Annotated in this window: 12 protein-coding genes; 2 read left to right on the top strand and 10 right to left on the bottom strand. The window is 62.1% G+C overall.

The annotated features are described in order from the left end of the window. Window positions 1-104: 104 nt before the first annotated feature. The 5 genes from PQG80_RS08040 to PQG80_RS08020 all read right to left on the bottom strand — a co-directional run bounded on the left by PQG80_RS08040 (window position 105) and on the right by PQG80_RS08020 (window position 6,391). Window positions 105-1,085: a sugar kinase gene (locus tag PQG80_RS08040; RefSeq protein ID WP_271750744.1), complete on the bottom strand. Its 981-nt coding sequence runs from the start codon at window positions 1,083-1,085 to the stop codon at window positions 105-107. Further along, window positions 1,082-1,726 (bottom strand): bifunctional 4-hydroxy-2-oxoglutarate aldolase/2-dehydro-3-deoxy-phosphogluconate aldolase, encoded by a 645-nt coding sequence (locus tag PQG80_RS08035; RefSeq protein ID WP_271750743.1) that lies wholly within the window; start codon window positions 1,724-1,726, stop codon window positions 1,082-1,084. The genes PQG80_RS08040 and PQG80_RS08035 overlap by 4 nt, the downstream gene beginning before the upstream one ends. Before the next feature lie 242 nt (window positions 1,727-1,968). After that, window positions 1,969-2,661: a hypothetical protein gene (locus PQG80_RS08030; RefSeq protein ID WP_271750742.1), complete on the bottom strand. Its 693-nt coding sequence runs from the start codon at window positions 2,659-2,661 to the stop codon at window positions 1,969-1,971. 92 nt (window positions 2,662-2,753) lie between these two features. Next, the gene (locus PQG80_RS08025; RefSeq protein ID WP_271750740.1) at window positions 2,754-4,658 is read right to left on the bottom strand and encodes an ABC transporter ATP-binding protein; all 1,905 of its coding nucleotides are present in this window, start codon (window positions 4,656-4,658) and stop codon (window positions 2,754-2,756) included. Continuing rightward, entirely contained in the window at window positions 4,655-6,391 is a 1,737-nt protein-coding gene (locus PQG80_RS08020) for an ABC transporter ATP-binding protein (RefSeq protein WP_271750739.1), read from the bottom strand. Before PQG80_RS08020 ends, PQG80_RS08025 begins: the two co-directional genes overlap by 4 nt. Before the next feature lie 163 nt (window positions 6,392-6,554). Here PQG80_RS08020 and lplA point away from each other — a divergent pair, with 163 nt between their 5' ends. After that, on the top strand, window positions 6,555-7,544 hold the full coding sequence (gene lplA / locus PQG80_RS08015) for a lipoate--protein ligase (protein ID WP_271750738.1): 990 nt from the start codon (window positions 6,555-6,557) through the stop codon (window positions 7,542-7,544). A gap of 68 nt (window positions 7,545-7,612) precedes the next feature. Continuing rightward, window positions 7,613-8,440: an aldo/keto reductase gene (locus tag PQG80_RS08010; protein WP_271750737.1), complete on the top strand. Its 828-nt coding sequence runs from the start codon at window positions 7,613-7,615 to the stop codon at window positions 8,438-8,440. 73 nt (window positions 8,441-8,513) lie between these two features. Here the strand turns inward: PQG80_RS08010 and PQG80_RS08005 are convergent, their stop codons facing one another. The 5 genes from PQG80_RS08005 to PQG80_RS07985 form a co-directional block, all read right to left on the bottom strand. Then, window positions 8,514-9,071: a nucleotidyltransferase family protein gene (locus PQG80_RS08005; RefSeq protein ID WP_271750736.1), complete on the bottom strand. Its 558-nt coding sequence runs from the start codon at window positions 9,069-9,071 to the stop codon at window positions 8,514-8,516. A gap of 4 nt (window positions 9,072-9,075) precedes the next feature. Further along, complete coding sequence (locus tag PQG80_RS08000; RefSeq protein ID WP_271750735.1) at window positions 9,076-10,014, bottom strand: RluA family pseudouridine synthase; 939 nt, start codon at window positions 10,012-10,014, stop codon at window positions 9,076-9,078. A 233-nt stretch (window positions 10,015-10,247) separates the two neighbouring features. Next, window positions 10,248-11,207: an ABC transporter permease gene (locus PQG80_RS07995; RefSeq protein WP_271750734.1), complete on the bottom strand. Its 960-nt coding sequence runs from the start codon at window positions 11,205-11,207 to the stop codon at window positions 10,248-10,250. After that, window positions 11,191-12,294 carry an ABC transporter permease gene (locus tag PQG80_RS07990; RefSeq protein ID WP_271750733.1) on the bottom strand — a complete coding sequence of 368 codons (1,104 nt, stop codon included), beginning with the start codon at window positions 12,292-12,294 and terminating at the stop codon, window positions 11,191-11,193. Before PQG80_RS07990 ends, PQG80_RS07995 begins: the two co-directional genes overlap by 17 nt. Next, window positions 12,291-13,832 (bottom strand): ABC transporter ATP-binding protein, encoded by a 1,542-nt coding sequence (locus tag PQG80_RS07985; RefSeq protein WP_271750732.1) that lies wholly within the window; start codon window positions 13,830-13,832, stop codon window positions 12,291-12,293. Before PQG80_RS07985 ends, PQG80_RS07990 begins: the two co-directional genes overlap by 4 nt. Window positions 13,833-13,860 lie beyond the last annotated feature (28 nt).

Below are 13,860 nucleotides of genomic sequence, written 5' to 3'. Positions count from 1 at the left end.
CGCTATTACGAGTCGTGAGCCGTGGTCTGGGGAAATAGCGATGTAGAGCATCGCTATTTCGTGCCGGGTATCGAGGTCTGCTGTCGCCCTTCCCGAATTCGGGATCAGCGCGTTACTTCGCTGCCGCCGCTGAGCAGACGCAGCATCTCCTCACGGCGGGGCATGCCTTCCCAGTCGCCCTTGAACTGCGTGGCGAGCGCGCCTAGCAGGTTGGCGCGCTCGAGCGCAGCCTTCAGGTAGTCGCTCTCGCTCTGCCGATCGTTCTCTAGCCATGCGGAGAGGAAGCCCGCTGCGAACGCGTCGCCGGCGCCGACCGTATCGATCACGCGCTTCACGACATGCGGTTCGGCCATGACGGCCGCCTGCGCGGAAAAGGCGATCGAGCCCTGCTCGCCCAGTTTAAGCACGACTGTCTTGGGCCCCATGCCCAGGAAGTCCGCGCCGTACTCGGCCTCGCTCTTCGCTCCGAGCAGGAACTCGGCCTCCTCGATGCCCGGCATGAACACGTCGCATAGCGGGATGAGAGACAGCAGCGTCCGACGCGCCTTTTCTTCCGACCAGAGCTTGCGGCGCAGGTTCGGATCGAAGGATACGGACAGCCCCTCTTTCTTGGCGGCAATCATCGCGGCGCGGATCGCATCCTCGGCGCCGTCGCTGAGCGCAGGCGTAATGCCCGTCACGTGCAGATGCCCGGCGTTCGCGAACCACTCGGGACGGACATGCTCCTGCGTCAGCATGCTGGCCGCGGAGCCGCGGCGGTAGTAGTAAACGTTCGGATCGCCGTAGCCCTTGAATTCCTTGAAATAAACCGCCGTCGGATGGCTGTCGTCCCGCTCTGCGAGGCTCGTGTCGACGCCCTCGCCTGCAAGCGTCGAGAGAATCAGGTCGCCGAACGGGTCTCTGCCGAGCCGGCTAATCCACCGGACCTTCAAGCCCATGCGTGACAACCCGATCGATACGTTCGACTCGGCGCCCGCGACGGAGCGCGTGAACAGCGGCGCGTACGCCAGCGGTCCGTCGTGGATCGGCTGCATCAGCACCATGCTCTCGCCGATCGTAACGACGTCTGCCCAACTGCCGCTCATGCTTGGGCTCCCTCGCGGACCGCGTCCGTGAACGCGCGCGCGCGCGCAGTCAGCTCGTCGAATTTGCCTTCAGCGATGAGCTGCTTGTCCACGAGATTGCCGCCCAGGCCGACCGCCACCGCTCCCGCTTCGAAAACGGACCGGATGTTGCCCAGGTTCACGCCGCCCGTCGCGATCATCGGAATATGGTTAAGCGGCGCCCGAATCTCCTTGAGATATCCCGCCCCGAGCGATGCGAAAGGAAACACCTTGACTGCCGATGCGCCTGCCTTGTAGGCCCGGACGATCTCGGTCGGCGTCATCGTGCCCGGCCATACCTCGATGCCGTTCTCTGCGCCGTAATACACGATCTCTTCGTCCAAGTTGGGCGAGATCAGATACTCGGCTCCCGCCGCGACCGCTTCCTTGGCCTGGCCGATATCGAGCACCGTGCCGGCTCCGATGCGTAGCTTGCCCGCATAATCGGCGCGGAAGCGGGAGATCATCCCCAGCGCGCCGTCCGTGTTCAGCGTAACTTCCAGGAAAACGATGCCCCCGTCCGCCAGCGCCTTGGCCGTACGGTCGCCGCCGGCTTCGTCGATTCCCCGGATAATCGCCACGATTTTTTCGCGGGACAGTTCCTCCAACAGCTTTTTCGTCATATCCAAGCTCTCCTCCCAAGCGATTCGAAACGCCGATGAAAACAGTTTATCACCATCATCGGACAAGTTAAAGTTATGTAGGCCACATAAATAAACTTAAACAAACGCAAATAAACCGCATTTCCGCCATTATAAACGGAAATGCGGTTTATTCTCTCCATCTAAGGCGAACATCGCCGTCCATATGCACGTCAGGCTCCGGTAGTTGAGCTGCTTCCGGTCTGCTGGCCGCCCGACTGCCGCTACTCCTGCTCTTGACCTTGACCCTGCTCCAGACCCTGACCCTGACCGCCGCGCATGCCGCCGAACCCGCCGCCGCCGAATCCGCCGAGCCGGATCGATTCCGCCTCTTGCGTGCCTTCCTTGAGCGTCACGGTGATGACGTCGTCCGCCTTCAGATCGCCGAGCGCGATCTCGGTCTCGGTCCGCTCGCCGTCCGCGGTCTCGGATTTGTAAATCTTGGTCGCGTCCGTCACCTTGATCTCTTCCGTCTCCTCGGTGAACAGGTTCGCCATATCAGCTCGCTGGCCGTCCTGCCTCCCTTGACCGCCGGCTTGCCCGCTGGCTTGACCGCCGGTTTGTCCACTATCTTGTCCCCCGGCTTGGCCGTCCGCTTGCCCGCCTGCGCTCTGCCGGTTGCCGCCCTGGCGTCCGCCGCCCTGGCCCGGCTGGAACGCAGACTTGTAGATCGTAATCGTGCCGCCGCTCACGCTCTTGATCTTGCCAAGCGTCCCCATCGCTTGCATGCCGCCGCGGCCGACGCCCGTACCCGCCGCGCCGGCCTGATCGCCAGCGCCTCCCGCTCCCGATTGTTCGGCTGCCGCAGCCTGCGCAGGTGCGGCCCCGGCATCGTTATTCCCCGCCTTGGAGCCGCAGCCTGCGAGCAGAGCCACCGAGAGCGCCGCCCCCGCGAGCATCGTCCATTTTTTGTTCATCGGCCCTTCATCTCCTCCCGTGTCCTACCAGCAAGGTACCACGGTCAGATGAATGCATCGTGAACAAGTTGAGATCTGAAATAGCCCTCCGATCAGCCTGCGTCCGAAGCGAGCCTGCCGCCCGAGAACTGGCTGTTGTACAGATCCGCGTAAAATCCGTTCTGCGCGAGCAGCGCTTCGTGCGTGCCCTGCTCGATCACGGAGCCCTGGTTCATTACGAGGATCAGGTCGGCTTCCCGGATCGTGGACAGCCGGTGCGCGATGACGAAGCTCGTGCGTCCTTCCATGAGCCGGTTCATGGCTTTCTGGATGTTGGCCTCGGTGCGCGTGTCGACGCTGCTCGTCGCCTCGTCCAGGATCAGGATGGCCGGATCGGCGAGGATCGCCCGCGCGATCGTGAGCAGCTGCTTCTGACCCTGCGACAGGTTGGAGGCTTCTTCGTTGAGCACGGTGTCGTAGCCGTCGGGCAGCGTGCGGATGAAGTGGTCCGCGAACGCCGCCTTCGCCGCGTCCACCACCTCCGCCTCGGACGCGCCGGCGCGTCCGTAGGCGATATTGTCGCGGATCGTTCCGCCGAACAGCCACGTATCCTGCAGCACCATGCCGAACAGACTGCGCAGGTTGCCGCGCTTCAGGCTCGCGATGTCCGTTCCGTCCACCGTGATCGTCCCGCCGTTCACTTCATAAAAGCGCATGAGCAGATTGACCATCGTCGTCTTGCCCGCGCCCGTCGGACCGACGATCGCGACGGTCTGGCCGGCTTGGACGTCGATGTTCATATCGGCGATTAGCGGCGTATCTTCCTTGTAGCTGAAGTCCACGCGCTTGAACGCGACATGCCCCTCTACGCGGGACGGATCGAGCTCCCGCTTTTCCTCGGGGATCTCTTCCTTCTCGTCCAGCAGCTCGAACACCCGCTCCGCGGAGGCGATCGTCGATTGGATGATGTTGGCGATGTTGGCGGTCTGGGTGATTGGCATCGTGAACTGGCGCGCGTACTGGATGAATGCTTGAATATCCCCAATGTTGATCGACTGCCGCGTGACGAGCACGCCGCCCACGACGCTGATCGCGACATAGCCGATATTGCCGATGAAGCTCATGAGCGGCATCATGATGCCGGATACGAACTGCGCGCGCCAGCCGGCCTCGTAGAGTCGGTCGTTGATCGTGCCGAACTGCTCGACCGCCTTCCGCTCGTGCCCGTATGCCTTGACGACCTGGTGTCCGGTATACATCTCTTCGACATGGCCGTTCAGCTCGCCGAGATTTTTCTGCTGGCCGATGAAGTAGCCCTGCGATTTGCCCGCGATGATCTTAATGACATAGAAGCTGAGCGGCAGCGTGAGAAGGACGATGACCGTCAGCAGCGGGCTGATCGTGAGCATCATGACGATGACGCCTATGATCGTGACGACGGACGTGATCAGCTGCGTCAGGCTCTGCTGCAGCGTGTTGCTGATATTGTCCACGTCGTTGACGACGCGGCTCAGGATCTCCCCGTGCGTGCGCGAATCGAAGAACTTGAGCGGCAGCCGGGAGAGCTTCTCGTTCACGTCGTTGCGCAGCTTGTATACGGTACGCTGGGCGACGCCCGCCATCAGATATTGCTGAATATAGCTGAATACGGCGCTCAACACATACAGTCCGATCAGCCAAAAAATGATCATCTCTATGCCGTGCCAGTCGATCTTGGCGTTCGGATCCCCGTTCATCTTCCCCATGACGCCCGTGAACAGCTTGGTCGTCGCGTGTCCGAGAATCTTGGGGCTCAGGATGGAAAATATCGTGCTCGCGATCGCCGCCGCGAACACGGTAATGAGCGTGAAGCGGAACGGCTTCAGATAGCCGACGAGTCTGCGGAAAGTACCCTTGAAGTCCTTGGCTTTCTGGACCGGCATGCCCGGCCTGCCGCCGGGATGGCCGCCGAAGGGACCGGGACCGCCGCCGCCCTGGCCCGGCGGCGACCCTCTGCCTGCGCTAGGTTGCTTGCTCATGCGATCTCCTCCTCCGACAGCTGCGACGATACGATTTCCTTATAGATCTCGCTGGTCTGCAGCAGTTCCTTGTGCGTGCCTATGGCCGTGATCTCGCCGTCGTCGAGCACGACGATCCGGTCGGCGTCCATGACCGTGCTCACGCGCTGCGCGACGATCAATACGGTCGCTTCGGTCGTCTCGCCCTTCAGCGCGTCTCGCAGCTTGGCGTCCGTCTTGAAATCGAGCGCGGAGAAGCTGTCGTCGAAAATGTATATATCCGGCCGCCTTACGAGCGCGCGGGCGATTGACAGACGCTGCTTCTGCCCGCCGGACACGTTGGTGCCGCCCTGCGCGATGTGCGCGGAGAAGCCGCCTTCCATCCCCGAGATGAAGTCCGCTGCCTGGGCCACCTCCGCCGCGTGAAGCAGCTCCTCGTCGGTCGCGTCTTCCTTGCCGTAGCGGATATTGTCCGCGATCGATCCGGTGAAGAGCACCGCCTTCTGCGGCACCAGACCGATCTGCGCCCGAAGCTCGGCCTGCGTACGCTCCCTCACGTCCGTCCCGCCGACCCGGACGCTGCCGGAGTCCACGTCGTAGAAGCGGGGAATCAGGTTCACGAGCGTCGACTTGCCCGAGCCCGTGCCGCCGATGATAGCGGTCACCTCGCCCGGCTCCGCGCGGAAGCTGACGTTCTTAAGCGCCGGCTGCTCCGCGCCGGGGTAGCTGAACGTCACGTCGTCGAATTCGACGACGCCCTTCGATCCGCTCCGGCCCGCGAGCGCGTGGGGCGCGTCGTTCACGACGGGAGACATGTCGAGCACCTCGTTGATCCGGACCGCGGACGCGGACGCGCGAGGCACCATGACGAACATCATGGACAGCATGAGCATCGAGAACATGATCTGCATCGCGTACTGTAGAAACGCCATCAGGTCGCCGACCTCCATATGCCCGTGGCTGACCCGCAGGCCGCCGAACCAGATGATCGCGACGCTGGAGAAGTTCATGATGAGCATCATGAGCGGCCACAGAACGGCCATGATCTGATTGACCTTGACCGACGTGTCGGTCAGGTCGCGGTTCGCCTCGACGAACCGCGCCTGCTCGTGCCCGATGCGACCGAAGGAGCGTACGACGCGGATGCCCGTTAATCCTTCGCGCAGCACCAGGTTTAGCTTGTCGAGCTTTTTCTGGATCACGCGGAAAAGCGGGATGCCCTTGCGAGCGACCAGAACGATCGTCAGCACGAGCACGGGAACCGCCACCACGAGCACGAGCGACAGCCGGGCGTCCTTGGATACGGCCATGATGATGCCGCCGATGCTCATCATCGGCGCCATAACCATCATCCGCAGCATCATCATGAGCACCTGCTGTACCTGGTTGATATCGTTGGTCGTGCGGGTGATCAGTGACGCGGTGCCGATCTTGTCGAACTCCTGAAGCGAATACTGTTCGACGCGGGAGAATATCCGGCCGCGGACGAGCCGGCCGAAGCCCGCGGAGATGCGCGACGAGTAATAGCTTGCCAGAATCGATACTCCGGTGCCGACGAGCGCCACGGCGAGCATGAAGCCGCCGATGCGCATGATGTAAGCGGTATCGCCGCCGCGCCTGACGATGCCTTCGTCGACGATGTCAGCCATCAGGGTCGGCAGGTACAGCTCGGACAGCGACTGCAGCAGGATCAGCGCCATGACCAGGATAACGAGAGCCCGGTAAGGCGCGAGCAGTCTGAACAGCTTTAACATGGACGTCATCCTCTCCGTTTCCGGGGTTTATGGATTTTGAACAAAAAGATACCCCTACCCTATCCTTCAATTATGAATTCAATATGAACCAAAGCGAGTTTGTCCGCAAGTCTCAAATGGAATAAAATGAACGAGACGCACAAACGTAAGGAGGCAGACGGCTTTGCTATTTATCGACAACGGCGGAGACAACGATCCCGCCCTGAATCTGGCGCTGGAGGAATACGCCCTTCGCAAGCTGTCCGGGGACGAGCCCATCCTTCTTTTCTATATCAACAGGCCGTCCATCATCATCGGAAAAAACCAGAACACCGCGGAGGAAGTCAACTCGGCGTACACCGAGACGCACGGCATCGACGTGGTGCGCAGGCTGTCCGGCGGGGGCGCCGTGTACCATGACCTGGGCAATCTGAACTTCAGCTTCATCACTAGGGACGACGGCAACTCGTTCCACAACTTCCGCAAGTTCACGGAGCCGGTCGTCAAGGCGCTGCGGGACATGGGCGTCGAGGCGGAGCTGTCCGGCCGCAACGATATTCAGGTAGGCGAACGCAAAATATCGGGCAACGCGATGTTCGCGACGGGCGGCCGGATGTTCTGCCACGGCACGCTGCTGTTCGACTCTCATATGGAGGACGTATCCGCGGCGCTGAAGCCCAATCCGCTCAAGTTCGAGTCCAAGGCGACCAAGTCCATCCGCGCGCGCGTCGCCAACATCTCGGAGTTCCTGTCCGAGCCGATGACGATCGAGGACTTCCGGAGCCGCATCCTCTCGTCGATCTTCGGCGGCGCCTCCGAGATTCCCGAGTACACACTGACGGAAGCGGACTGGGAAGCGGTGCGCAAGCTTGCCGACGAACGTTACCGGAGCTGGGACTGGAACTACGGCCTGTCGCCGGCATTCAACGTCCAGCAGCGCAAGCGCCTCGCGTCCGGCACCTACGATATCCGGATGAACGTGCAGGAGGGGCGGATTTCGGAGGCCGCCGTCTACGGCGACTTCTTCGGCCGCGGAGAGATCGGCGACATCGCCGAGATGCTGCAAGGGTTGCGCTACGACCGCGAGTCGCTCGCCGCCGCGTTCGAAGGCGTCGACCTGACCTATTATTTCGGCGCGATCACGCCGGAGGAATGGCTCGATCTGCTGATCTGACAAGAACGCTACCTGTTCGTTTTCGGCTGCGACCGAATTACAACATCAATGACTGGAGGCCATCCCAAATGACCCATTCCCTTCAATCCTGCGCCACGCTGCACAACGGCGTACGCATGCCCTGGCTCGGACTCGGCGTCTGGAAAATGGACAACGACGAGCAGGTCGTCTCCGCCGTGCGCGCCGCGCTGGACGCAGGCTACCGCAGCATCGACACCGCCGCGATCTATAAAAACGAGATCGGCGTCGGCCGGGCGCTTCGCGAATCCCGTGTGCCGCGGTCCGAGATATTCGTGACCACTAAGATCTGGAACGACGACCAGGGCTACGATCGGGCGCTCGCCGCCTACGATGAATCGCTGGAACGTCTGGGAATCGACGATGTCGACCTGCTGCTCATTCATTGGCCGGGCAAGGACAAGTTCACGGATACGTGGCGCGCGTTCGAAAAGCTGTATGCGGACGGACGCGTCAAAGCGATCGGCGTCAGCAACTTCAACGTCCGGCATCTGGAGGCGCTCAAGCGCGTCAGCGATCTCGTCCCGATGGTCAACCAAGTCGAATACCATCCGCTGCTGGCCCAGCGCGAACTGCTCGCCTATTGCCGCGAGAACCGCATTCAGCTCGAGGCGTGGAGCCCGCTCATGCAGGGCAACCTGGATCATGAAGCGCTGCGCACGATCGGCGCCAAGCACGGCAAATCGCCTGCGCAGGTCGTGCTCCGGTGGGATATCCAGCACGGCGTCGTGACGATACCGAAGTCGGTGACGCCGGCGAGGATCGCCGAGAACGCGAACGTGTTCGACTTCGAGTTGAGCGAGGACGAGATGGCGCTCATCGACGACCTGAACCGCGACCAACGGTTCGGGTCCGATCCGGAGAAGTTTCTGTTCTAACAGCAATGAACGCAAGAACTCCGCAAACAAAAAGGTACAGCGCCCTTGATATTTCGAAGGGGCTGTACCCTTTTTATTCCTCATAACGCACGCCCGGCCATATTCGATCCCAACGCTTGGCCTCGATTCTCCGCTGATAGATGGCCTTAAGCACGGGATCGGCCGCGAAGGCAGGCGTCGGGCGGATCCGCAGGGCCACGGCGTCTGTCAGCCCGTGCGGCGCGCCGAGCCTCGGCATACCGGCGCGGTCCAGCGTCAGCGCGAGCGAGGTCGCGGTCTCCGGGTAGTTCGCGACGGCGTCCATTGACGACCGGTAAGGCCCACGGCCGTTAACGACATGCATGCGCGCCTGATTTTTGACCGACCAAGGCACCTCCGGCATGAACCGGCGGAGCGCTGCCTCGTACTTTTTCTCGCGGGACTCGTCGAGATCGGACGCGTCGAAGTAGATCACGTCGACATCCGGGGGATGCGTAGGCCTCGCGGCGCCGGTCAGGGCGTCCCATAGCTTGCTCCGCACGAAGCCGGCGGCGATCCACCAGTCGGGCAAGCGCAGCGAGCGGGCGGCTCGCAGCGCCGCCATCATCTCTTGGTCGGCCTGGACGAGCATCAGCAGCTCTCGTTCGTCCAAGGCCTTAGAGGCCCTCCAGCCGCAGTTGGTCCGCCGTACGCTTCAGAACCGGCGGAGCCGGCGCCCGGAACTCTCTCCCGTCGGGCAGCACGATCCGCCAGGCATGGAGCAGCTGATGGTTGATGCCCGCGTAGATCCGTCCGCCGTACTTCACGTCGCCTAGCAGCGGGTGGCCGATGCTCAGGAAGTGCGTGCGGATCTGATGCGTGCGCCCGCTGACGAGCTCGATCTCGACGAGGCTATAGCCATCCCCTTGGGACAGCGCGCGGTAGCGCGTCGTCGCGGACAGCCGTTTCTCCTCGGGCTTGCTCTCGCCCGTCGCGACGCGCGTGCGATTGCTTTTCTCGTCGCGCACGAGCTCGTCCGTCAGCTCCCCCTCGCCCTCGAGCTTGCCTTCGACGATCGTCACGTAATACTTCTGCAGTTCGTGCTTCTGAATCCATTGATTGAGCTGGTGCAGCATCCCCGCCGTCTTGCCGACGAGCACGAGCCCGCTCGTGTTGCGGTCGAGCCGGTTCGCGGTCGCCGGCATGAACATCGGGCTGTCCAGCTGACCCTTGCGGTACAGGTAGGCATGCACCCGGTTAATGAGCGTGTCCCGCTGATCGGTCTGATCCGGATGCGTGAGCATGCCGACCGGCTTCAGGACGACGAGGAGCTGATCGTCCTCGAATACGACGTGGATATCGGCGTTCACCCCGACGTACTTCGTCTTCTGCTGGCCGATCGACGCCTCGCTGTACTGCGCTTCCTCCATATAGATCGCCAGCTCGTCTCCGGCGGCCATCTCGTAGTCCTGCTTTTTGCGCTTGCCGTTCACTCTGACCTTGCCCGAGTCGATCATCTTGTAGATCTGGCCGAGCGGCAGATTCGGCAGCATGTTGCGAAGATAACGGTGCAGTCGCTTGCCGCTCTCCGAGGGGGTGACCTTGCGGTTAATCATATGGGCGTACGCTCCTAGCTTCGATTCAAAAGGTTTGCCGATGCGGCTGTACGGCTGCGCCTGCGATCGGCGATCGCTAATGCCGATTATACCCGATATCGCGGGGACATGTCACAACGGGGCAGTCTGCATGCTGTCGGCGACGCAGAAACGCCGCCTGATCCTAAGGGATACAGGCGGCGTTCGGCCGGATGCCGGTTATGGGATTGAATTCGCCGCGCAGGGCGCAAGCGCTAGCGCTTGGAAGGGTCGTAAGCTTCCCCTGCCGCCGCCGGACCGCGAACCGACTTGCCTACCGCGCCCGCGAGCACGATCAGCGTCAGAATGTAAGGCAGCATGTACAGGAACTCGGTCGGGATCGACTGGGAGAACTCGAACCGCGTCAGGAAATTCCGCAGCGCCTGCGCCATGCCGAAGAAGAAGGCGGCGCCGAATACGCCGTACGGATTCCACCTGCCGAAGATCAGCGCCGCGATCGCGATGAAGCCTTGGCCCGAGATCGTGCTGTGCGAGAAATTGCTCGTCGTCGTGAGCGTGATCGTAGCGCCGCCGAGTCCGGCTAGCGCGCCGCTGATCAGCACGCCGATATAGCGGTACTTGGTGACGTTGATGCCGACCGTGTCGGCTGCGCCCGGATGCTCGCCCACCGACCGCAGGCGCAGTCCGAACGGCGTCCTGAACAGCAGGTAGGAGCTGACCGGCACGAGAATATACGCGATATACGTCGTCGGATAGCTGTTGAAAAAGGCTCTCCCGAGGAACGGAATGTCGGACAGGAGCGGGATCGGCCACTTGGCGAATACCTGCTGCAGCTGCGCCGTGTCGCCCGCGCCTTCGAAGATGATCTTGACGAGATACAGCGTGACGGCGACGGCCAGAATGTTGATGACGACGCCGACGATCGTCTGGTCCGCCTTGAGCGACACGGTCGCGTAGGCGTGCAGCAGCGCGAACACGAGGCCGCACGCCACGCCCGCGATCAGACCTACCCATGGAGAGGAGGTCGTCGCGCCGCCGTCGGTCTCCATATAGAAGCTGGCGATGGCCGCGCCGAACGCGCCTGCCGTCATCATGCCTTCGAGGCCGATGTTGAATACGCCCGAGCGTTCGCTGAATACGCCGCCGAGCGCGGCGAAGATCAGCGCGACGGAGAATACAAGCGTAGAACTGATCAGATCAGCCAACGTTCCCATTCATGTCAGCCCCTTTCCGCTCGCGCGATTTGCGCTTTTTGAACAACGGCTGAATCACGGTGCGGATCAGGCCGTGGGAGGCGACGAAGAAAATGATGCTGCCGATGACGATCCGGACGATCTCGGACGGCACGTCGGCTTCGAAGTTCATGCCCGCCGAGCCGTAGGTGAGCCCGCCGAACAGGATCGCGCCCAGCAGGATGCCTACCGGATGGTTGCCGCCGAGCAGCGCGACCGCGATGCCGTCGAAGCCGTAGCCCGCCGATGCCGCCTGAACGACCTGGTAGTGGAACACGCCGAGGACCGAGAAGACGCCGCCGAGCCCGGCGAACGCGCCGGAGATCATCATCGTCTTGATGAAGCTGGCCTTGATGTTGATGCCGGCCGCCTTGGCCGCGTCGGCGTTGTGTCCGACGGCGCGCAGCTCGTAGCCCTGCTTCGTGCGCCACAGCAGCACGTAGAAGATCGCGACGCACAGCAGGCCGATCCAGATGCCCCAGTCCATCCGCGCGCCCTCCATGAAGTCTTTGAGCCAGCCGATGGACAGCGAGGCGGACTCGTCGATGTTCGGCGTCTTCTGCTCGCCCTTCTTGACGAGAAAATCGCTGAGGATATAGTTGGACAAATACAGCGCGATCCAGTTCAGCATGATCGCCGAGATGACCTCGTTCACGCCGCGGTAAGCCTTGAGCCAGCCTACCAACGCGCCCCACAGCGCGCCGCATAGCATGCCCACGATCAGCGCCAGCGGCGCGTGGATGAACGCGGGCAGATGCACCTTGAGCCCGATAAAGGTGGCTGCCGTCATGCCGATGATATACTGGCCGTCCGCACCGATGTTGAAGATGCCCGCGCGGAAGGCAAAACCGACCGCCAGGCCGGTGAACAGGATCGGCGTGATGGCGACGATCGTCTCGCCGAAGTCGTACTTGGTGCCGAACACCGTCTGCCAGAGCGCGCCGTAAGCCTCGAGCGGGTCGTAGCCTCCGATCCACATGACGATCCCGCCGCACAACAGACCGAGCACGATCGCGATGAACGGGATGTAAGTGGACGGTTTATTGAATATTTCAGCCGCTTTATTCATGCCGACGCTCCTTTGCCAGCCTGCATTTTGCCCGCCATCATGAGGCCGATCTCGTCGTCCTCTGCCTTGTCGGGATCGACCTCGCCCATGATCCGCCCGTCGAAGATAACCTGGATGCGGTCCGACAGGCGGTGAAGCTCGTCCAGCTCGTAGGAGATCAGCAGGACGGCCTTCCCCTCCGCTCTCGCCTGCAGGAGCCGGTCGTGAACGAACGAGATCGCGCCGATGTCGAGTCCGCGAGTCGGCTGTACGGCGATGAGCAGCTGCGGGTCGCGTTCCATCTCGCGCGCGATGATCGCCTTCTGCTGGTTGCCGCCGGAGAGCGAACGGGTCTTGTTATGAATATCCGGCGTCCGCACGTCGTAAGCTTCGATCAGCTTCGCGGCGTGCCGGTCGATTTCGGATTTGTTCAGGAAGCCGCCCTTGAAGAACCGGTCTTGCTCGGGGGATCCCAGGATGAAGTTCTCGCTGACGCTAAAATCGAGCACGAGTCCATGCTTCTGCCGGTCCTCGGGAATGTTGGACATCCCCGCCTTTATACGGTCCTTGATCGAATCCTGCGTGATGTCCCTGCCGTTCAATCGGATGCTGCCGCCGAGAACCGGCCGCATGCCCGTGAGCGCTTCCACCAACTCATGCTGTCCGTTCCCGTCGACGCCGGCGATGCCGACGATCTCCCCGGCCCGGATGTTGAAGGATACGCCGTCCACGACGGGCTTGCCTTTGTCGGCGCCCGCCACCGTCACGCCCGATAACTCGAGCACGACCTCGCCGGGTTTGGCCGCTTCCTTGGGCTTGTCCAGCGACACGCGCCTGCCGACCATTTTCTCCGCGAGCTCGCTCTCGCTCGTCTCCGCCGTGTTTACGGTGCCTACGACTTTGCCTCGGCGAATGATCGTCACGCGGTCGGATACTTCCATGATTTCCTTAAGCTTGTGCGTGATCAGGATGATGGACTTGCCTTCGCTCGCCAGCCGCCTCAGAATCTGCATCAGCTCGTGAATCTCCTGGACGGTAAGTACGGCCGTCGGCTCGTCGAAGATCAAGATCTCGGCGCCGCGGTACAGGGTCTTGAGGATTTCCACGCGCTGCTGCATGCCGACCGTGATATTCTCGACCTTCACCGTCGGATCGACCATGAGGCCGTATCGCTCGGACAGCTCCTTGACCTTGGCGTTCGCCTGCCGGTAATTGATGGATAGCCCCTTGGACGGCTCGATGCCGAGTACGATATTCTCCGCGACCGTGAACGGCTGGACCAGCTTAAAATGCTGGTGCACCATGCCGATGCCGAGCTCGATCGCTCTGCCCGGCCCATCGATCGCCTGCGGCTTGCCGTCTACGAGAATCTCGCCCTCGTCGGGCTGATACAGACCGAATAGAATGCTCATCAGCGTCGATTTGCCGGCCCCGTTTTCCCCGAGCAGCGCGTGGATCTCGCCCTTGCGCAGCTCCAGGCTGATGGCGTCGTTGGCGACGATGCCGGGAAAACGCTTCGTAATGCCCCTTAGCTCGACCACCGGTACCGCTTGCTCCATCTGTAATCAGCTCCTGTCCCCATTTCAA

The sequence above is a fragment of the Cohnella rhizoplanae genome, from assembly GCF_948329515.1.
Taxonomy (GTDB): Bacteria; Bacillota; Bacilli; order Paenibacillales; family Paenibacillaceae; genus Cohnella; species Cohnella rhizoplanae.
This window is presented reverse-complemented; position numbering and strand designations above follow the sequence as displayed.

Excerpts from the sequence above, each read along its gene's own strand:
- PQG80_RS07985 (WP_271750732.1), bottom strand. The coding sequence starts at position 13,832 with ATGGAGCAAGCGGTACCGGTGGTCGAGCTAAGGGGCATTACGAAGCGT.
- PQG80_RS08035 (WP_271750743.1), bottom strand. The coding sequence starts at position 1,726 with ATGACGAAAAAGCTGTTGGAGGAACTGTCCCGCGAAAAAATCGTGGCG.
- PQG80_RS07995 (WP_271750734.1), bottom strand. The coding sequence starts at position 11,207 with ATGGGAACGTTGGCTGATCTGATCAGTTCTACGCTTGTATTCTCCGTC.
- PQG80_RS07990 (WP_271750733.1), bottom strand. The coding sequence starts at position 12,294 with ATGAATAAAGCGGCTGAAATATTCAATAAACCGTCCACTTACATCCCG.
- PQG80_RS08030 (WP_271750742.1), bottom strand. The coding sequence starts at position 2,661 with ATGAACAAAAAATGGACGATGCTCGCGGGGGCGGCGCTCTCGGTGGCT.
- PQG80_RS08025 (WP_271750740.1), bottom strand. The coding sequence starts at position 4,658 with ATGAGCAAGCAACCTAGCGCAGGCAGAGGGTCGCCGCCGGGCCAGGGC.
- PQG80_RS08040 (WP_271750744.1), bottom strand. The coding sequence starts at position 1,085 with ATGAGCGGCAGTTGGGCAGACGTCGTTACGATCGGCGAGAGCATGGTG.
- PQG80_RS08020 (WP_271750739.1), bottom strand. The coding sequence starts at position 6,391 with ATGTTAAAGCTGTTCAGACTGCTCGCGCCTTACCGGGCTCTCGTTATC.
- PQG80_RS08000 (WP_271750735.1), bottom strand. The coding sequence starts at position 10,014 with ATGATTAACCGCAAGGTCACCCCCTCGGAGAGCGGCAAGCGACTGCAC.
- PQG80_RS08010 (WP_271750737.1), top strand. The coding sequence starts at position 7,613 with ATGACCCATTCCCTTCAATCCTGCGCCACGCTGCACAACGGCGTACGC.